This is a genomic window from Coprobacter fastidiosus (assembly GCF_030296935.1).
GTDB classification, from domain to species: Bacteria; Bacteroidota; Bacteroidia; order Bacteroidales; family Coprobacteraceae; genus Coprobacter; species Coprobacter fastidiosus.
In genome coordinates, this window is record NZ_AP028032.1 from 1446006 (window position 1) to 1466700 (window position 20695).

General features: G+C 38.3%; 15 protein-coding genes. 5 read left to right on the forward strand and 10 right to left on the reverse strand.

Annotation, left to right across the window (positions count from 1 at the left end; genetic code table 11):
- Positions 1-5: 5 nt before the first annotated feature.
- The 9 genes from nqrE to QUE35_RS05745 all read right to left on the reverse strand — a co-directional run bounded on the left by nqrE (position 6) and on the right by QUE35_RS05745 (position 8433).
- Positions 6-620, reverse strand: coding sequence for an NADH:ubiquinone reductase (Na(+)-transporting) subunit E (gene nqrE, locus QUE35_RS05705; RefSeq protein ID WP_022390880.1), 615 nt, complete (start codon positions 618-620; stop codon positions 6-8).
- A 22-nt stretch (positions 621-642) separates the two neighbouring features.
- Positions 643-1266, reverse strand: coding sequence for an NADH:ubiquinone reductase (Na(+)-transporting) subunit D (locus tag QUE35_RS05710; RefSeq protein WP_022390879.1), 624 nt, complete (start codon positions 1264-1266; stop codon positions 643-645).
- A gap of 14 nt (positions 1267-1280) precedes the next feature.
- Entirely contained in the window at positions 1281-1982 is a 702-nt protein-coding gene (gene nqrC / locus QUE35_RS05715; RefSeq protein ID WP_009318799.1) for an NADH:ubiquinone reductase (Na(+)-transporting) subunit C, read from the reverse strand.
- A gap of 11 nt (positions 1983-1993) precedes the next feature.
- Complete coding sequence (locus QUE35_RS05720; RefSeq protein WP_009318798.1) at positions 1994-3211, reverse strand: NADH:ubiquinone reductase (Na(+)-transporting) subunit B; 1218 nt, start codon at positions 3209-3211, stop codon at positions 1994-1996.
- A gap of 32 nt (positions 3212-3243) precedes the next feature.
- Entirely contained in the window at positions 3244-4593 is a 1350-nt protein-coding gene (locus QUE35_RS05725; protein WP_009318797.1) for a Na(+)-translocating NADH-quinone reductase subunit A, read from the reverse strand.
- Positions 4594-4863: 270 nt separating this feature from the next.
- The gene (locus tag QUE35_RS05730; protein WP_022602045.1) at positions 4864-5949 is read right to left on the reverse strand and encodes an acyltransferase; all 1086 of its coding nucleotides are present in this window, start codon (positions 5947-5949) and stop codon (positions 4864-4866) included.
- A gap of 232 nt (positions 5950-6181) precedes the next feature.
- Positions 6182-6514 carry a DMT family transporter gene (locus QUE35_RS05735; protein WP_031258825.1) on the reverse strand — a complete coding sequence of 111 codons (333 nt, stop codon included), beginning with the start codon at positions 6512-6514 and terminating at the stop codon, positions 6182-6184.
- Between the two features lie 76 nt (positions 6515-6590).
- Positions 6591-7157: a Crp/Fnr family transcriptional regulator gene (locus QUE35_RS05740; protein WP_022602047.1), complete on the reverse strand. Its 567-nt coding sequence runs from the start codon at positions 7155-7157 to the stop codon at positions 6591-6593.
- 19 nt (positions 7158-7176) lie between these two features.
- Positions 7177-8433 carry a type IX secretion system plug protein gene (locus QUE35_RS05745; RefSeq protein ID WP_009318792.1) on the reverse strand — a complete coding sequence of 419 codons (1257 nt, stop codon included), beginning with the start codon at positions 8431-8433 and terminating at the stop codon, positions 7177-7179.
- A 155-nt stretch (positions 8434-8588) separates the two neighbouring features.
- Here QUE35_RS05745 and QUE35_RS05750 point away from each other — a divergent pair, with 155 nt between their 5' ends.
- Positions 8589-9794, forward strand: a complete 1206-nt coding sequence (locus QUE35_RS05750) for a C1 family peptidase (protein WP_022602049.1) — start codon at positions 8589-8591, stop codon at positions 9792-9794.
- Between the two features lie 71 nt (positions 9795-9865).
- Here QUE35_RS05750 and folB read toward each other — a convergent pair whose 3' ends face one another.
- Positions 9866-10219, reverse strand: coding sequence for a dihydroneopterin aldolase (folB, locus tag QUE35_RS05755; RefSeq protein WP_022602050.1), 354 nt, complete (start codon positions 10217-10219; stop codon positions 9866-9868).
- A 226-nt stretch (positions 10220-10445) separates the two neighbouring features.
- Here folB and QUE35_RS05760 point away from each other — a divergent pair, with 226 nt between their 5' ends.
- From QUE35_RS05760 to sov, 4 genes are all read left to right on the forward strand, one after another.
- Complete coding sequence (locus QUE35_RS05760; RefSeq protein WP_009318789.1) at positions 10446-10796, forward strand: bactofilin family protein; 351 nt, start codon at positions 10446-10448, stop codon at positions 10794-10796.
- Between the two features lie 108 nt (positions 10797-10904).
- A complete protein-coding gene (locus QUE35_RS05765; RefSeq protein ID WP_022602052.1) occupies positions 10905-12362 on the forward strand; it encodes a monomeric [FeFe] hydrogenase in 1458 nt (485 codons plus the stop codon).
- 224 nt (positions 12363-12586) lie between these two features.
- Positions 12587-13168 (forward strand): Holliday junction branch migration protein RuvA, encoded by a 582-nt coding sequence (gene ruvA, locus QUE35_RS05770; RefSeq protein WP_009318786.1) that lies wholly within the window; start codon positions 12587-12589, stop codon positions 13166-13168.
- A 39-nt stretch (positions 13169-13207) separates the two neighbouring features.
- Positions 13208-20674 carry a T9SS outer membrane translocon Sov/SprA gene (gene sov, locus QUE35_RS05775; protein ID WP_022602054.1) on the forward strand — a complete coding sequence of 2489 codons (7467 nt, stop codon included), beginning with the start codon at positions 13208-13210 and terminating at the stop codon, positions 20672-20674.
- Positions 20675-20695 lie beyond the last annotated feature (21 nt).

Consider the following 20695-nt stretch of genomic DNA (forward strand, 5'->3'; position numbering starts at 1 on the left):
TACAATTAAAGTTTAATCCCCAGAAAACTCATGAAAGCAATCCCCATTAGTCCGGTTATAATAAAAGTAATGCCAATACCCCGAAGAGGAGCCGGAACATTCGAGTATGCCAGTTTTTCACGAATTGCAGCAATGCCCACAATTGCAAGCATCCACCCGATACCAGAACCGATGCCATACACGGTAGCCGTACCGACATTCGGGAATTCTCGCTGTTGCATAAATAACGATCCTCCAAGAATCGCGCAATTTACGGCAATTAAAGGTAAAAATATACCTAGCGAAGCATATAGAGAGGGAGAGTATTTCTCAACTACCATTTCTACCAACTGTACCATAGAGGCAATAACAGCAATAAACAAAATTAAGCTTAAGAAACTCAGATCAACACCTTTATACTCCTCTCCCAACCAAGAAAGAGCACCCGATTTCAATATATAATTTTCAAGCAAATAATTCACAGGAAGGGTAATTGCCAAAACAAATGTCACCGCAATACCCAAACCTATCGCCGTTTTCACATTTTTAGAAACTGCCAGATAAGAACACATACCTAAAAAGTAGGCGAATATCATATTGTCTATGAATATAGACCGAATAAATAAATTCAAATTTTCCATTTTCTACTGCATTAATTATGTGTTACTTCTCCTGCAAATCTTTATTTCGGGAACGATGTATCCAAATAATACATGCTACCGTAATCAATGCCATCGGAGGTAATATCATCAACCCGTTATTTTCATAACCCCATTTATAAAATATGTCAGGAACGACTTGATAGCCCCAGAGAGTTCCAGAACCTAACAACTCACGAAAAAAAGCCACAATAACAAGGATCAGTCCGTAACCGATACCATTGCCTATTCCGTCAAGAAAAGATTCCCACGGGCCATGCCCCAACGCAAATGCCTCAAGACGTCCCATCAATATACAGTTGGTTATAATTAATCCTACAAACACCGAAAGCTGCTTGCTTACATCATAAGCATAAGCTTTCAACACCTGATCGACAATGATCACCAACGCAGCGACAACAACCAATTGAACAATAATACGAATGCTGTTAGGAATCGTATTGCGTAACAACGAGATTATCACATTAGCAAAAGCGACAACAGCCGTTACAGAAATTGCCATAACAAAAGCCGGCTCCAATTTTGCCGTTACAGCCAAAGCCGAACAGATACCCAATATCTGTACTATGACCGGGTTATTTTTGGAGAGCGGACCTAAAAGGATTTCTTTATTTTTCTTGGATAACATATCTATTTCTCCACTTATTTTAATGACTTAAAAAAATTCTGATATGGTTCAAGACTATTTTTCATCATATCTTGTACACCTTTACTCGTAATCGTTCCCCCGGAGATAGCATCTACATATTCAGCCCCATCGACAGGTTTCTGTCCTTTTTTCTCTACAGCAATCGACTTAAATTCACCGTCAATAAATAAATGCTTACCTTTATACTGATCTGAAAACATAGGTTTCTCAATCTCAGCTCCTAATCCCGGAGTTTCGCCCTGATGTGCAAAATAAGCTCCATAAATGGTATTTCCATCTTTATCGACAGAAACATATCCCCAGATAGGCCCCCACAATCCAGCGCCATTCATCGGAATAACATATTTTTCAGAACCATCTTCCAATCTACAGACAAAAACCGGCAACTCTCTATCCGATGAGGCTTTTTTCACCTGATTAGCCGTATTTACGTCAAATGCATTTACTCCATCGATTTTTTCTCCATCGGCATTGATGACATACGTATTTACTATATATTTTTTATACAGTTCCTGAGCATTTGTCGCATCGGATGCAATATTCACCGAACTCAAGATCTGTTTCATTTTATCAATTTCCACATTTTTAGTCTGCGGTTCTTTCAGCAATAAAGCTGTATAAGCTAATACGGCGGCAACAACGATCACCATCACCGAAGCATATATTATTGTATATACATTACTCTGCTTGTTCATGATTCTCTTTTTTATGCGTTAGTTTTAGCTCTTTTCAATCTCTTTTTCATATTCGCTTCCACAACGAAATAATCAATCAAAGGAGCGAAAACATTCATCAGCAATACTGCCAACATAGCTCCTTCTGGATAACCGTTATTATATACACGAATAATTATAGCAATAACCCCGATCAAAAAACCGTATATATATTTTCCTAATGTCGTACGTGCTCCTGTTACCGGATCGGTAGCCATAAACACAGCAGCAAAAGCAAATCCGCCGAGACAAATCTGATCCAATGGAGAAAGGAATGAGCCGGGATATGTCGGTGAAGCAAAAAGATTCGCAATATATCCCATAAACAAGCCTCCTACAAAAACAGAAAACATGATCCGCCAATTGGCTATTCCTGTAAAAAGAAGAATCGCCGCACCGATCAAAATAGCCAACGTAGAAGTCTCTCCGATAGAACCGGGAATAAGGCCTAAAAAAGAATCTAAAGTAGAAATTTTTTCTCCCAAAATATTCACTAACGTAAGATCACCATTGGCCGCCGTATATGTTGCAACCTGCCCCAACGGAGTTGCTCCGGAAAAACCCTCTACAACTTGACCAGCTCCTAAACCGAATGTATCGGAAGTACGAACAAAAACAGAATCACCTGACATCTTGGAAGGATAAGCGAAGAAAAGGAATGCCCGGGTAATCAAAGCAACATTAAATACATTCATTCCTGTTCCGCCGAACACTTCCTTAGCAAAAATAACTGCAAAAGCCGTAGCGACTGCAATCATCCATAATGGAGTGTCGATAGGAACAATCATCGGAATAAGAATCCCCGAAACCAAAAAACCTTCCTGAATTTCATGTCCTCGCATTTGTGCTACCGCAAATTCGATTCCTAATCCGACGACATAAGAAACGATAATCTTAGGAAGTACGGCTAAAAATCCGAAAAGGAAAGTCATCCAAAATCCGGTCTGAGCTAACTCTCCTATCGCCAAATAATGTTGATAACCGACATTATACATTCCGAATAACAGAGCCGGAAGTAAAGCAATAATCACTACAGTCATGGTACGTTTCGTATCGATGCTGTCATGAATATGCACACCTGATTTTGACGTTGTATTCGGGACAAAAAGGAATGTTTCAAACCCTTCAAAGACAGATTGAAACATCGAAAACTTCCCGCCCGGTTCAAAATTAGGTTTAATTCTATTGATATAATTTCTTAAAGCTTTCAATGTGAGTTTTATTTAAATAGGTTTATGTCTGCTTAATTCATCTCTTTCATTAACTGATCGAGTCCGTTACGGATAATTTTCTGAATTTCGAGTTTCGATGTGTCAACAAATTCACATAATGCAAAATCTTCGGGAGCAACCTCATAAATACCAAGATTTTCCATTTTATCAATATCAAAAGCAATAACCGCTTTAATCAGAAACTCCGGTAAAATATCCATCGGGAACACCTTATCATACTCCCCCGACATAATAATAGCCCGTTCACCACCATGCAGACGAGCATCCAAAGCATACTCTTTTTTTCGTCCCAACAACCATGTAAAATAACTGTGGCTTACACTATATTTATCAAGTCCGGGAGTCGCCCATCCGAAAAATTCATTACAATCATCGCCTTCAGGTATAACGGTCAACTGGCTATGAGGCATTCGTAAATACCCCATTGGATCGACCTTTACTCCCGTAAGGACATTCCCGCTTATAAAACGTTGATTATAATTACTTTTTTTGACGTTATTTCCCAATATACTGTCTAAGCGAGCTCCGGCAACAGTACGCACATATATCGGTTTAACAATCTCCGATCCCGTCACGGCAACGATTCGGGAAAAATCGACTTTCCCGGTATTAAAAAACCGACCTATCAACAATACGTCAAAAGCACTTAGTGTCCAAACGACTTCACCTTTGTTGATAGGTGCAATATGCTGAATCTGTACTCCAACATTCCCGGCAGGATGCGGTCCTTCAAAGAGAACAGTTTCTACCCCAGATATATCAACCGTATTTTGAACTGACATACCTACATAAACCTTTCCTGCCGTCATCTTCTTCAATGCGTCCAATCCTGCTTGAAAATTTTTCTCTTCACCCTTCGATACAAAAGCAAAGTCAGGGGCTAAAGGGGCAGAATCCCAAGCCGAAACAAAAATATCACGAGGAGATACTTCCGGATTGGCGATTATATCATAAGGACGCTGCTTAATGAACGGAAACAATCCGGCATTGAGAACAAATTCTTTCACTTGTTCTCCCGAGAGTTTCGTCAAATCAACTTTTCCAAAATCGACATAAGTCTGTTCATTATCAGACTTTATCGTTATATCCAGCACTTTACGTCGTTCTCCCCGGTTTACTGCTACGACTTCTCCGCTTACTGGAGAAACAAACTTCACTTCCGGGCGATTTTTATCATACATCAACGGTGTTCCCGCATCTACATGATCACCGGCTTTCACAATTACCTTAGGAATTACCCCGTGAAAGTCATCCGGAATAAGAGCATAATACTCGCTTCTCGGAGCATCAACGACCTCTTTGACCGGCTTTCCTTCCAAAGGTATATCCAAGCCTTTTTTTAACTTTATCACATTCGCCATGTTGTAATAAATAGATTTTTTAATTTGTGTGCAAAGATAACAATTCTGTTATAAAACATATATAATATAAAGAATTTTTTCCGTAATTAATTTACTCGTCCTCAGGTTTTAGCAAATTATGTCACTCTTTTGATTATCTTTCTTTTATCTATACCCAAATTATCTATTATACCTATTATTACAAAAAACATTATTTTTTATATCAAAAAAAGCAAAAATGATTATCATAAAAAAAGAGAGAGGAACGATCTTGTCCCTCCCATTTCTCGTTTACCCAATAATATATTTACTATTTGGAATAAATGAAATTATTTTTACAGCTAAATAACTTACAACATAAGTAATTAAAACCGACAGAAATATCGTCCAAGGAGTTGGTAACACAGAACTTAAATAAGCATATATAAACGGAAGAAACATCATATGCACCAAATACATACCGTAACTTTTAAGAGAAATATCTTTTACCAACTTATAAAGAAATCCTTTGGAATATGTAATCTTTTTAATTAACATAAATGCCCCGATAGCCATCATAACTGTTGCCATACCGGTATTATCCCAGCCATGTTCCAAATCTTCGACACAATCGACATAAAACGAACGGTTATAAAAAGAATATACACACATAGCATAACCGGCTAAAAATAACGGGATAGAAATAATCAGAGTCTTTTTCATCGACCAGTTCACATAATTACGGATATAATGAGCTAATACCAAAAATCCGATAAATCCGGAAAAGTAATAGAACATTCCGTAAGGATATCCGGGCATCTCTCCATACATATAGCCAAAACGGTCATGAATAAAAGAAATCACCGTCGTTAATAACCATACTAACAGAAAACATTCTTCTCCTCTACGGCTCACCTGTTTAAGCCACGGAGACAAGATTGGCATTAACATGTAAAGACCGATAAGCATATATATAAACCACAAATGGTTAGCTGGCGGAATCGTGTTTACACATAATTGTACGAGATAATCCTTCAATTGCGCAACATCACATGCACCCCATAAACAGGGCAAAAACGCATACATCAATAACCAAAAAATAAAAGGGATGACAACCCGAGTAAAACGCCGTCTAAAAAACGTTTTACTGTCTGTTTTAAGCGGTAATAAAAGGAATGCTGATGCCATTACATACAAATCTACTCCATAACGAGAAAAACTACTCATAAATGAAACACTGAGTCTGTCAGTTTCATTTTTAAATAAAAAATTTAACGTACCATCGGAATAAACACTTTCCGATGCATGAACGCCAAATACCAAAAACATGGCAAATACTCGTAAATAATCGAGAAAGACAATTCTTTCTGTCTCCGAAGAAAGTTTTGATGAACCCATAAATTTATATTTAATAGTTAGACAAAATAATAGCCACAATGAAATATAGCACCTTTCTATACTTTCGCAGAATAATAAGAACTGTTTCAAAATAATTCGAAACAGGTTAATCAACGAATTACATTTATATTAAATACAGACTAAAAAAGGCTAAAATGGTTTATTATGTCAAAAAAACAATTTAGCAATAATATTATAGCTAAGAACTAGTCTAAACAGATTCAAAACAAATTTAATGAATCCCCATTTTTGAAAAAACATTAATAACTACTATTCCGGAAATAATAAGTATCGTTCCCAATACTGCCACAAAATCCGGAATCTGTTTAAAAAAACAAAAACCGACAAGCATAACCAACACGATACCTGCCCCTGCCCAAATTCCATAAGCAATACCTATCGGAATCGTTTTAAGGGATAAACTCAAAATATAAAAACACCCGATATAAGCTATTATCGCACCGAGAGATGGAAACAATTTTGTAAATTGGTCGGATGCTTTAAGTAAAGATGTTCCTATCGTTTCTAAAATAATCGCAATAATTAAAAATAAATAACCTTTCATCATCTTATTCTCCAAATTTAAATTTTCGGAGACAAAAATAACAAGTATCTAATATGAAGTATTTACCATAAGATAATTAATCGATCAAGGTTCTAATTCTACTCAACGATTGTGGAGTAACATTTAAATAAGAAGCTATATCTTTCAGTGAAATCCGTTGAAAAATTTCAGGTTGCCGTTTCAGCATAAGCTTATACTGTTCCTTCTTGTCCATCCAGTAATATTCAGTCCAATAAACTTCGATTTCCCTCATCTGAGTCTCCAATAATTGCCTACAAAAATTAGCAAAAACTACAGAATTGCTACACAAACTTTTTAATTGTTTTTTATGTATTCTCCAAAGAACAACATCTTCAATAGCCTCTATCGAGAATTTGGAGTTCAAAATTTCAGTCAGTCCCACCGAATCCAGAGGAGTATCTCCTTCCGCAACTATATATATCGTCACATCTTTGTTTTCTCTTGATATAAAACTGCGCACAATACCTCTTTCCACAAAATAAAGATAGAAGCTCAGCCGTCCCTCTTTCTGTATAATATCTCTTTTAGAAAATGTAATTTGCTCCATATTCTCAAAAAGAAGAGAAACATTATCTCCAGACAATTGATATCTTTCTTTAAATATTCTATGCAATAAACACATAACCGAACTTTAAACGCCATTAAAGAATACAACGTCCTATCCCGATCAAACGGTCATACCGTTCTCCTTGTACTCGATGATAAACCTTAATCAAATATTCATTTTTAGTATCCACATAATTCCCTTCAATAAGAGAAGGAGTCGCCTTCATCTGTCCGAAAGGTAAATAGAGGTATTGATAATTATATGCTCCTTGTTTTAAAAACAGAGTTTTTTCATACCGGCGAGTATCCGGATTATATATCATTTGACTCCGATCATTAAACAAGTCATGTGTAAACTCTCCCTCCAAATAAATATTGCCATCCAATAACGGTTTATCGTAATCCAAAGAAAAGTGAACTATAAAATAATCTGCTTCAAGGTCACTATCAACCGCATCGCTCTCGCGGATCGTAAACCGCCCATTTTGAGTTTGGTCATAGAGATAATTTTTTCCAGCCCTCGGGAAATCCGGAAAAAGCGTCACATTAAAATACGGATCATAATAACGCAGTTCGGCTACTCTCATTCCTTTATACTTCGTCGTTACCATCTCAAAACGGCGGTATTCATTTCCTGCTTCAAAAATAAGGTCCTTATTATGAGCATAGACCAACTCTCTGGATTTGACATAGAGCGGATGTGTTATAAGCACTTCATTATCACGACGATTATTCTGCGAGACATAAATCTTCAATTCAGTTTGCGGACTACGAATATCATAATGAGGATATTGTACATTAAACTCTATTTGTTGATGAGCCTTATTATAATCGATATCTGTTTTTGTCAAGATGCGACAAGGCACCGACACTTGATCTGAAGAAATAGAAAAACAAGCATGCAACAGTACTTTATCTGGCTCATCTTCGGGATATACGATTACCACATAATTCCCGGAAACTTTGAACCTCATCGATTCATTCGGCAGTACAATTTTATAATGAATATAGTTTCTATATGTACTGAGAGACATTTCTGAATATTCTACCGGACGGTTGTTAAAACCATCTAAATATTCCAATTCAGATAAGCCCGAACGAGTCCAATCCGCATTACAATGAATTACACTATAACTCAAATATTGCGGATCATCGACAAACTGATCAAATGAAACGATAATTCGGTCATCACCTCGTAAAGAAATTATCGGAGGGTATAAAGGAGCATTCTCTACACGTACTTGCAAAGTCTGGATCAACGGATCAAGAGCTTCGGTTCTATATATCTTTTTTTGTCCTTTAACCGGAACAACCATCCAAAAACATAATAACAACAGACATAATCGCATCATAATCGTACAATAAGTTATAAAACAAAAATAGTCATATTTAGAGAGATAAAAAGAATATTCCTGAAAAATCAGCCAATTTTAACCTCTTATACAAAAATGAAATGTTATCTTTGACCCACTTTTTATATTATGCTTACCTAAAACCAATATATGTTATGATAAAAAATTTAATATCGATTTCCCTTTGTCTGCTATTTATATCTTATAGCTGGGCACAAGAACCGAAAAACGACAAAGAAAAAGCAAAAACCGACGGGTACGAATTCACCGATACTAAGATTGCCAAATACACGCCTGTAAAAGATCAGAGCCGCTCAGGTACATGCTGGAGTTTTTCCGGTTTGGCATTTTTAGAAAGCGAAATGTTGCGACAAGGTAAGCCTGAAGTCGATCTTTCAGAAATGTTTATAGTCAGAATGACATATTTAGAAAAAGCCGAAAAATATGTACGTATGCACGGAACCGGAAACTTCAGTGCAGGAGGAGCGACTCATGATGTCATGAATATTATCAAAAAGTACGGAATAGTTCCTGAAGAAGCATACTCGGGACTTAATTACGGTTCGACAAAACACAACCACGGAGAATTGGATGCCGTACTTTCTGCATATATTAAGACTATCGTTGATCGCAAATCACAAATTACGCCAGCATGGAAAGAAGGATTTAACGGAATTCTTGATGCTTATCTGGGTAAATTCCCAGAAAAGTTCACTTATCAAGGGAAAGAATACACACCCAAATCTTTTGCAGAATCTCTCGGTCTGAATATAGACGATTACGTATCAGTCACCTCTTTCACTCATCATCCGTTCTACGAGACATTTGCAATAGAAGTTCCTGACAACTGGGCATGGGGAGAATCGTACAATGTCCCGTTAAATGACTTTGACCGCATTTTAAATAACGCCATAGATAATGGATATACTATTTTCTGGGCAGCCGATGTCAGTGAAAAAGGATTCAACTACAACAAAGGTTATGCTGTAATTCCTGAAGAAAAGAAGATCGAAAGTGAAGCCGGAACAGAAAAAGCCCGCTGGACAACACTATCTCCAGAGGAAAGAAAAGCAGCAAAACAGAAAGGTCCGGGAAAAGAGCAAGAAATTACTCAAGAGCTCCGTCAAGCTGCATACGACAAGTTTGAAACGACCGATGACCACGGCATGCAAATTGTAGGAAAAGCCATCGATCAAAACGGAACGACTTATTATAAAGTAAAAAACTCATGGGGCGATGGCGGTGTATATAAAGGATTTTTTTACGCATCAGAGCCGTATGTTCTTTATAAAACTATGAATATGGTAGTTAACAAAAAAGCCATACCCAAAGACATCGCTAAAAAACTAAATTTAAAATAAACTGCAGGTCGAGAACAAAAACCTTAAACTCGATCTATTTATATCAGAATACGGTATCTTATTCTAATAGCTTACCATTCAACAATAACAGATGCACCCTCTATATCTCCGGATATAGGGGGTTTTTGTTTCGAAATACTCAATATTCCCCCCTCAGAAAGAGGAAACTCTGTTTGTATCGCACGTATGATTCTCCCCGCAACATGCTCTAACAAATGAGAAGGAATCTTCATTTCCCGACAAATAATTTCATACAACTGCGCATAGTTAAGCGTAGCGTCCAAATTATCCGTCTCCATAGCATCCTTGAAAGGATATTTTACTTTAACATATATTTCATAATCATTTCCTACACATCGTTCTTGTTCAGCAACACCATGATAAGCATAAAAACGAATTTTTCTCAACTCTACAAACGTATTCATATCTGCTTTTATTTAAAGACTACCGCAAAAGTACATTTTTCTATCTATTTCCATACATCGACATATCAATTCCAACTAAGAACCTGTCTAAATTTTACAATAAAAAATTCTCAAATCAACCCCGAGCTAAACTCAGCCAAGCACTGAACTTATAAAAGTTTTTATCCGGCATGAATTGTTTTTTCATTAGAAATCGTAATTTTGCAACCATAGGAGAAATAATAATATGGCAAAGGAAAACCAACCTACCGGGATGGCGCATAGCGCACTGACTGTAGAGACGACCGTTACCGGAAACATTTCGGCCTCTACGGATATTCGTATAGACGGAATTCTTCAAGGAAATCTTGATTGTCAGGGAAAAGTCATTATCGGAGAGCAAGGACGTGTACAGGGAGACATAAAAGCTGTCAATGCCGAGATTATGGGAACTGTATGCGGTAATATAGTTGTAGCAGATACTTTGGTTTTAAAGTCAAGTTCTTTTCTGGAAGGGAATATTACGGTTACGACCTTAGTAATAGAGCCTAATGCACATTTAAACGGGCAATGTTCGATGCGGACTTTCCAGCAATAGAAAATATCTATAACCTCTCTTATTTTTATATAACATTCATACAGTTGTTTGAGAAAATAGCAGTACCTTTGCAGCCGTTTAAAAAATCACAAATACAAAATTATATTTATGGCTTTTGCGAATAATGTACTCATTGTCCGCCGGGTATTAATGGCAAAACTTGTTGAATTATGGAAACAAGACCGTTTGGTAGAACACATTGATCGTTTACCTATCGAACTCAGTCCGCGTAATGCGAAAATTATGGGACGCTGTTGCATTCACAAAGAAAGAGCTGTCTGGAAATATAAATCTTTTCCGTTGCTGGGCTTTGATATGAATGACGAACAAGACGAACTGATTCCCCTCTCTTATTATGCAGAAAAAGCTTTAAAAAGAGGGAAAAACAATAAAGAAAATATTTTATGTGTCATTGATGAAGCTTGCTCTGCATGTGTTCAGGTAAATTACGAAGTAACCAATCTCTGCCGAGGATGTGTAGCAAGAGCTTGTTATATGAATTGTTCTCGAAAAGCAATCTCTTTCGGAGAAAATGGCCAAGCCCGAATCGATCACAGCAAATGCGTCAGTTGCGGAATTTGCAAAGAAGCCTGTCCTTATCATGCCATCGTATATATTCCAGTACCTTGTGAAGAAGCCTGTCCGGTAAAAGCCATTTCTAAAGACGAGAACGGCATCGAACATATCGATGAATCGAAATGTATCTATTGCGGCAAATGCATCAACGCTTGTCCTTTCGGATCTATTTTTGAAATATCTGAAGTATTCGATGTTCTCTCTAAAATAAAAGAAGGAAAACAAGTTATTGCAATCGTCGCGCCTTCTATCATGGGACAATATTCCGAAAAAATGGAAACCATATTCGAAGCGATACGTGAAATCGGTTTTCATGATGTTCTCGAAGTAGCCGACGGAGCGATGGAGACAACCCGAAGAGAAGCCGAAGAACTGAAAGAAAAACTGGAAGAAGGACAACCGTTTATGACAACATCATGCTGTCCATCTTACATAGAGCTGGTAAACAAACATATCAAAGATATGAAACCGTATGTATCAACTACCGGAAGTCCTATGTACTACACAGCACGAATGGCAAAAGAAAAATACCCCGAAAGTCTTGTCGTATTCATAGGCCCTTGCGTTGCTAAACGTTCAGAAGCCCGCAGGGACGAAGCTGTAGATTATGTAATGACGTTTGAAGAAATTAACGCCATATTCGACGGATTATCTATTGATATAACCCCCAAAAATAATGAATCTTTCCATTGTTCAGCACCTAAAGAAGGAAAAGGTTTTGGCATGTCGGGAGGAGTTATCGGAGCTGTAAAAGCGCAAAACCTAATCCCCGATCTGAAAGCTTTGCAAGTATCGAATCTTAATAAAAAGAACATCGGCCTACTTCGGGCATTCTCCAAAGGTAAAGCACCGGTTAACTTTATCGAAGTAATGGCTTGTGAGGGTGGATGTGTAACAGGTCCTTCAGCACATGTAGATGCCGCAACAGGAAGCAAATTGTTTAAACAAGCTATGGAAAAGTTTTCTGTCGTAAAAGAATCAGAAAAATAACACGACTAACTTAAATTATTGAAGCGTCGAATGAATTTTAAAATTCATTCGACGCTTCAATAATTTAATAGACTAATTTTATTCAAGATACAATAAAAGCCTGTCTGAATTTTCCTATTAATAACCAAGACAGATTATTCAAAATATAAAAGCGTTTCTTTTTACAGTTCTTTCACGATTAATAGATAATTCTTACCTTTGAAGGCAAGAAAAATAACAGCAGAATGATAGAATATATCACAGGTAAAATTTCCGAATTAACTCCGGCATCGGCAGTAATAGAATGTAATGGAATAGGCTATTTCCTCAATATATCTTTAACGACTTACAGTGCACTATCCCAGAATACTGCAACCAAGCTATTTGTATATGAATCTATACGCGAAGATGCTCACGTACTTTTCGGATTTATCAGCCGTCGCGAAAGAGACTTGTTTTTGTTGTTAATTTCCGTTTCCGGAGTCGGACCGAATACCGCACGAATGATTCTTTCTTCTCTCTCTGCTCCTGAACTGGAGCAAGTTATCGTTTCTGAAAACGTAAACATATTGAAAAGCGTTAAAGGGATCGGTGCAAAAACCGCCCAACGCATAATTGTTGACCTTAAAGATAAAATAAAACCGGGGGACAATACGTTAAATATAAGTATGCCCCAAAATCAAGAGGTACAGGATGAGGCTGTGGCCGCTTTGGTCATGTTAGGATTTCCGCAAACCGCTTCAATGAAGGTCGTACAAAAATTATTGAACGAATCTCCCACATTAAAAGTAGAAGCTATTATCAAAGCTGCACTTAAAATGCTGTAAAACACACATACGGGAGAAGGGAAAAGGATTCACGGATCAATGAATAAAAGGCTCTATTATCTTTTATATATTTTTCTATGTATCAGCGGGATAGGAATCTACTCTGCCTTTGCGGCTTATAACCGTACCTTTTCCTCACTAAACCTTCCGGAAGCATCCGTCTCATCCATTCCAGCACCTGAAGATACTACAAAAAAAAGCCGTTTCCCGGTAGCTAAAACTTCGATAGAGACTTATGAAGATCTTTATAAAAACAGTCCGGCAGATCTAAAAACTCCTGAGAACGTACGCTCAGTGTTCGAATATGATCCGGTAACTCAATGTTACGTTGTGCGTACAAAAGTCGGAGATATGGAAGTGTCTACGCCTTTTATGCTGACCCCTGAAGAATACAAAGATTATTCCTTACGAAAATCCATAGAAGCCTACTATCGGGAAAAAAACAAAGAAAATGCAGGTAAGGGAAAAGACCCTTTCGATATTCTCGATATGAAATTCAATCTCGGTCCGTTAGAAAAAGTTTTCGGTCCGGGTGGTGTGCAAATTAAAACTCAAGGGTCGGCAGAACTGACCATGAGTATAAAGACAAATAAAATCGATAACCCGGCATTGGCATTGAGTGCAAGGAAAAAGACCTACTTCGATTTCGAGGAACAAATCCAAGCGGATATTACAGCAAAAGTAGGAGACAAGCTCAATTTTAACATGAACTATAATACCGGAGCAACATTCGATTTCGATTCCCAAAAACTGAATTTGAATTATGAAGGGAAAGAAGACGAAATCATCAAAAGTATCGAAGCCGGTAATGTTAGTATGACCACAGGATCTTCCTTAATACGTGGAGGATCAGCTTTATTCGGGATAAAAACTAAGATGCAATTCGGTAAACTGACTGTTACCGCTTTAGTCTCCCAACAAGAATCAGAGTCTAAAACTGTCAACTCAAAAGGCGGTGCTCAAACTACGGAATTTTCTTTCAGCGCCGACCAGTATGATGAAAATCGTCACTATTTTTTAGCCCACTATTTTAGAGATAATTATGATAATTCTATGTCAAAACTCCCTTATATATCTTCGGGAGTGACTATTAACCGTATAGAAGTATGGGTGACCAATAAAAGAGGAAATTATGACCAGGCGCGTAACATCGTCGGGTTTATGGACCTTGGAGAACAAAACAGAAATAATTTAGCAAATCCGGATCTATGGCATACAAACGGAAGCTATACATGTCCGGCAAACAATGCAAATAGTTTATATGAATACATTCAAACCAACTATCCCGATGCCAGAAACATTAACCAGGTGACTCAGGTATTAGAGCCTCTTGAAGCTCAAGGATTCAATGGCGGACAAGAATATGTCAAAGTCGAAAGTGCCCGACTGCTCACCAGTTCGGAATATACACTGAACAGTCAACTCGGATATATTTCTTTAAATAGTCAGCTCAATCCGGATGAAGTACTGGCAGTAGCATTCGAATATACGAAAAACGGGCAGACATATCAGGTTGGAGAATTTTCAGGGAATATTACAGATACAGACAAGAGCCTGTATGTAAAGCTATTAAAAGGGACAACAATCTCGACAAGCGTTCCGGCATGGAAGTTGATGATGAAAAATGTATATTCCCTTAACGCTACTCAGATACAAAAAGAAAAGTTCCGGTTAAATATTTACTATAAAAGCGACACGGCCGGGACACAATTGACATATATGCCTATCGGAAACATCAAGAACGAAACCTTATTGAAGGTTATGAACCTTGACCGATTAGATAACAACCAAGAGACAAATCCCGACGGATTTTTCGACTTTGTAGAAGGGTACACGATTCTTGCATCCAAAGGTCGAGTATTTTTCCCGGTAGTAGAACCTTTTGGCTCACACTTAAAAAAGAAAATCGGAAACATACCGAATGTTGACCAATATGTCTATCAAGAACTGTACGACACTACATTAACAGCAGCCAGACAGTATGCCGATAAGAACAAGTTCGTAATCAAAGGTGAATATAAAGCATCATCAGGAGCAGAAATACAACTTAACGCCACGCACGTGCCCCGAGGATCGGTACGAGTCACGGCCGGAGGTATGACCCTGACCGAGAATGTAGATTATTCGGTCGATTACACAATGGGAACTGTAACTATTTTAAATCAAAGTTATATCGACTCCGGAACTCCGATCAGCGTCAGTCTTGAAGACCAGTCATTATTCAACATGCAACGAAAAACAATGGTCGGATTAGATCTTAACTATGCTTTCTCTAAAGATTTTAATGTCGGAGCTACAATTATGCACTTGGGAGAAAAGTCTCTGACCGAGAAAGTGAACATCGGAGATGAAGTGCTGAATAATACTCTGTGGGGATTAAATACTTCTTACAATACAGAATTCCAATGGCTAACATCTTTGATCAACAAAATACCGACCGTGAATGCAACAGCCCCGTCCCGATTATCGCTAAATGCAGAATTTGCACAGTTAATACCGGGAAAAGGGAAAAACAACTCGCTCTCCTATATCGATGACTTCGAGTCTTCTCAATCGGGTTATGATCTGAGGACACCATATTCATGGTCACTCGCCTCGACTCCGTCTATGTTTCCCGAATCAAAATATTCCAACAATGCTGATTACGGAAAGAATCGGGCTTTAATATCTTGGTATTATATAGACCGGATGTTTACTCAAAAAAATTCCTCGTTAACTCCTGCCCATATTAAAAACGATTTAGATCAATTATCCAATCATTATGTACGGGAAATCGATGTCAGCGAGGTATTCCCGAACAAAGAACTCGGTTACGGCGAATCTTCTGTCCTACAAGTTCTGAACCTATCGTATTATCCGACAGAAAGAGGACCGTACAATGTAGATGCGGATAAAATAAACAATGACGGTTCTCTCAAATTCCCGGAACAACGCTGGGGAGGGATTATGAGAAAAATGGATAATACCGACTTTGAAGCTGCAAACATCGAATATTTACAATTTTGGATGATGGACCCGTTCCTCGATCCGGACAATCCGGGGAATGAAAGTCAGGTCGGATACCTGTATTTCAATTTTGGAGAAATATCGGAAGATATACTGAAAGATGGTATGAAATCGTTCGAAAACGGTCTTCCTGTCGATGGAGATGAATCGAATCTGACAACCACCGTATGGGGAAAAGTTTCGAAACGCCAATCTATGACCTATGCTTTCGAGAACGCAGACGGTGCTCGTGAAAAACAAGACGTAGGACTCGACGGGCTTACAAACAATGAAGAATTTACTTTTTCCACCTATTCCGACTTTTTAGAGAAATTGAAACAAAATACGACGGCAGAAGCTCAAGCCAAAATGTTGGAAGATCCTTTTTCTCCTTTGAACGACCCTGCAGGAGATAATTATCATTTTTACAGAGGTGTAGACTACGATGACATGCAGCTCGATATTCTCAGCCGATATAAACATTATAACGGAGTAGAAGGGAACTCAAGTTCTCCGGATGATGCAGCAGACAAGTACTACCAATCCTCCAAAAGCGTTCCGGACGTCGAAGATATCAATCAAGACAACACGTTGAACGAATACGAAAGATACTATGAATACGGTATAAAAATATCTCCTCAGAATCTTCAAGTAGGAAGAAATTACATCACTGATAAACGCACGACTGTCGTTCGTCTGAGAAATGGTCAGGAATCAGAAGTTACATGGTATCAATTTAAAATACCTTTGAAAGACGACAGCGACGATGAAACCCATATTCCACGAAAAAAATACGGTTCTATACAAGATTTCAAGACAATCCGTTTTGCACGGATGTTCATGACCGGATTCGAAAAAGAAACACACCTGCGTTTTGCTTCACTCGAACTTGTACGGGGAGACTGGAGAAGTTACTCTCTTCGTCTACAAACCGGAGAATCACCCAACACATCACTGCCGGCAGAAGGGGAATTGGATGTATCGGTTGTCAATATAGAAGAAAATGCAGGACAAACTCCTGTAAACTATGTACTGCCTCCTGGAGTCAGCCGGATAATTTCTCCCGACCAATCCCAGATCACTCAATTAAACGAGCAATCTTTATCTTTAAAAATAAGAGATTTACCTCCTAAAAATGCTCGTGCCGTATATAAAAATACGAGTCTTGACATGCGTAATTACAAATATTTGCAAATGTTTACTCATGCCGAAAAACTAATTGATGATAACACAGACTTAAGGAACGGAGAAACTTCTGTATTCATTCGTTTCGGGTCTGATTACCGAAACAATTATTATGAATATGAAGTGCCTTTGGCACTTACTCCTCCGGGAACTTATAACACATACAATTCACAAGACCAAGAGACTGTTTGGCCTACACAAAACATGATCAACGTTCCCTTATCTCTGGTAACAGAATTGAAATTAAAACGGAATGCGGCAAAACGAAGAGGGGATGAAGGTTCGAGCTATCAAGACGTTTATTCGATATACGATCCTGATCATCCAAGAAATAAAGTCTCGGTAATCGGAAATCCGAGCCTGTCCGACATATCGACAATTATGATCGGTGTCCGGAATAATGCGGGGACGAATAAAGATATTGTGGTATGGGTTAACGAACTCAGACTATCCGGTTTTAATGAGAGCGGAGGTTGGGCTGCCCGAGCTAATGTAAATCTGGCGATATCCGATATAGCCACCGTAAATTTCGGGGGACACATCGAAACTTGCGGCTTCGGAGGGATAGATCAAAGCCTGAATGAACGTCGACTTGACGATTATTATCAATACAATATAGCTACAATGGTAGATGTCGGTCGTTTTTTACCTGAAAAATTGAAACTCAAAGCACCGATATTTTACTCATTATCTGAAGAACGGACGTTGCCGAAATACAACCCGCTCGATCAGGATATTTTACTTTCAGATGCTTTAGACGCTGCCGGTTCTGACGCTGAAAGAGATTCGATCAAAAATGCATCTATCGATATATCGACAGTTAAGAGTTTCAGTATTTCCGGATTGAGATTCGACATACAAAGTAAAAATCCGATGCCTTATGATCCGGCAAACTTTACTTTTAGCTACTCGTCAAACATCCAAAATAAGCAAGACCCGACAATTCTATTCGAAAATACACTGGACAGAAGAGGAAATTTCAGTTACAGTTATACACCGTATGTGAAACCCCTTCAACCCTTTAAATCACTAAAAAGCAGATCGAAACATTTGAAGGTTATCAAAGACATGAGTATTAACTATGTACCGAATAATATTTCGTTCTATACTAATATGTCTCGTTACTACTACGAGCAACAATTGCGAGAGTTAGGAGAAGACGGCACAAGCACGCAACTTCCTATTTCGGTAAGTAAGAACTTCTTATGGGATCGGCAGTTCTCTATTCAATGGAATCTGTTGAAATCCTTAAACATGTCTTTAGCTACCATGACAAATGCCCGTATCGACGAACCTTCGGGTGTAGTAAATAAAAAGCTTTTCCCCGATGAATATAAAGCATGGAAAGACACGGTCATGCAAAGTATATGGCACTTAGGAACACCCTGGAATTATAACCAAACATTCAACGCCTCTTTCGACGTTCCGTTATCTAAAATTCCCATGCTGAATTGGATGACCCTATCGGCGAAATACAACTCGACATATTCTTGGGACAGAGGGGTTTATATTGATAGTGAAACGACAATGGGTAATAATCTGAATAATCAAGGTCAATTCGGAATCGACGGTCGTTTCAATCTGGAAACTCTCTACAATAAATCGGATTTTCTGAAAAAAGTAAATCGGAAATTCGCCAATACCTCTCGGTCATCTTCCCGTAGCAGTACCCAGAAAAAGAGATTCCAGCGCAATATCTCGTTAAAAAGCGACACGACAACTACGGTGAAACACAATTTGGACAATAAAAAAGTAAAAGTTTCCGCAAAAACCAAAGACGGAATATATTATTCCGTCAAATATAAAGTTGTGGATAAAAACACAATTCTTATTGAAAACAGAGATACGGCCCAAATAACACTAACCGTACTGCCCGGCAAACGTCCTGAAGATTCTTTCTGGTATAAAGCAGCAGAATACACAACACGGTTTGCCATGATGGTAAGAAATGTGAACGTCCATTACAAAAACAGTAACTCAATGTATATTCCGTCTTTCTTGCCTAATGTCGGGGACATGTTCGGACAATCCACAGCAACCAGTACCTTAGCTCCGGGACTTGATTTCGCTTTCGGATTGACAGACGAAAGCTATATCGAAAAAATCAAGGACCGAGGTTGGCTTATTGTCAACGACTCATTAGTAAGCCCTGCTATTATGAATCGTACAGAAGAATTCAGCATAGATGCCACCTTAGAACCGTTTAAAGGATTCAAAATCACGTTAAATGCCAACCGCACCGTGAGCAACAACAACCAAATACAATTTATGTATGACGGAATGCCCACCATACGAGGAGGAAGTTTCACAATGACTCACGTTGCGATTGCCTCATCTCTGAAAAGTGCAAAGGCATCGAACGGATATTATTCCAAAGCTTTTGAGAACTTTTTGCAAAATCGTGAGATTATTGCTCAACGATTAGAAGCCAAGTATAGTCAAATGACATATCCTTCAGCAGGATTTATCAGTGAAAAAGGATTAGTCGGGCAACGATATAATTCAGAAAACGGAGGGGTTAACCGTAATTCTCCCGATGTCATGATACCTGCATTTATCGCCGCTTACAGTGGCAAAGACGCGGGAAAAATCGGATTAACGGCTTTTCCGTCGATCAGAAGTTTATTACCTAACTGGAAAATAACCTATGATGGTCTATCTAAGATAAAGGCATTAAAGAAATACTTCAAAAGTATCGTCCTGAGTCATGCCTACCGATGTACTTATACCGTGGGGTCTTTTTCCTCTTTCCTGAACTGGGCTGAAGCTGAAGAAAAAGATTTCGGTTTTGCGAAAGACGAACTCACAGGGAATCCGATACCGTCCTCTCCATACGATATCTCTTCTGTAAGCATTAATGAAAGTTTTGCACCTTTACTCGGATTAGATATGACCTTTAAAAACAGTATCACAGCTAAAGTAGAGTATCAAAATTCCCGTACATTAAGCCTGAATTCTTCAGCAGGACAAATTGTCGAATATACAAGTCAAGGCGTTACTGTCGGTGCAGGCTATACAATTACCGATTTCAACGCCATTTGGAGAGGAAAAGGCGGTAAACAAGGGACATTTAACAATGATCTGAAATTACGAGCAAACTTCTCTTTCAAAAGAGATCAATCCTTAATACGCCGTATTGAACAGAATTTCACTCAGGCTACTTCCGGTACAAAAGTAATGATGCTCAATTTCTCTGCCGATTATGCTTTAAGCAAACTCATTACACTACGGGCTTTCTATGATCACCAAATCAATACTCCGTTGGTATCATCGACTTCATATCCCATCTCTGACAGCAGTTTCGGTGTATCGATCCGCCTTGATCTTGCCCGGTAAGAGCTATTAAATTCTTTTCTA

What these genes read in the sequence shown, in the direction of transcription:
- nqrE (WP_022390880.1), bottom strand. Translation starts at nt 620, where the DNA reads ATGGAAAATTTGAATTTATTTATTCGGTCTATATTCATAGACAATATG.
- QUE35_RS05710 (WP_022390879.1), bottom strand. Translation starts at nt 1,266, where the DNA reads ATGTTATCCAAGAAAAATAAAGAAATCCTTTTAGGTCCGCTCTCCAAA.
- nqrC (WP_009318799.1), bottom strand. Translation starts at nt 1,982, where the DNA reads ATGAACAAGCAGAGTAATGTATATACAATAATATATGCTTCGGTGATG.
- QUE35_RS05725 (WP_009318797.1), bottom strand. Translation starts at nt 4,593, where the DNA reads ATGGCGAATGTGATAAAGTTAAAAAAAGGCTTGGATATACCTTTGGAA.
- QUE35_RS05730 (WP_022602045.1), bottom strand. Translation starts at nt 5,949, where the DNA reads ATGGGTTCATCAAAACTTTCTTCGGAGACAGAAAGAATTGTCTTTCTC.
- QUE35_RS05735 (WP_031258825.1), bottom strand. Translation starts at nt 6,514, where the DNA reads ATGAAAGGTTATTTATTTTTAATTATTGCGATTATTTTAGAAACGATA.
- QUE35_RS05740 (WP_022602047.1), bottom strand. Translation starts at nt 7,157, where the DNA reads ATGTGTTTATTGCATAGAATATTTAAAGAAAGATATCAATTGTCTGGA.
- QUE35_RS05745 (WP_009318792.1), bottom strand. Translation starts at nt 8,433, where the DNA reads ATGATGCGATTATGTCTGTTGTTATTATGTTTTTGGATGGTTGTTCCG.
- QUE35_RS05750 (WP_022602049.1), top strand. Translation starts at nt 8,589, where the DNA reads ATGATAAAAAATTTAATATCGATTTCCCTTTGTCTGCTATTTATATCT.
- folB (WP_022602050.1), bottom strand. Translation starts at nt 10,219, where the DNA reads ATGAATACGTTTGTAGAGTTGAGAAAAATTCGTTTTTATGCTTATCAT.
- QUE35_RS05760 (WP_009318789.1), top strand. Translation starts at nt 10,446, where the DNA reads ATGGCAAAGGAAAACCAACCTACCGGGATGGCGCATAGCGCACTGACT.
- QUE35_RS05765 (WP_022602052.1), top strand. Translation starts at nt 10,905, where the DNA reads ATGGCTTTTGCGAATAATGTACTCATTGTCCGCCGGGTATTAATGGCA.
- ruvA (WP_009318786.1), top strand. Translation starts at nt 12,587, where the DNA reads ATGATAGAATATATCACAGGTAAAATTTCCGAATTAACTCCGGCATCG.
- sov (WP_022602054.1), top strand. Translation starts at nt 13,208, where the DNA reads ATGAATAAAAGGCTCTATTATCTTTTATATATTTTTCTATGTATCAGC.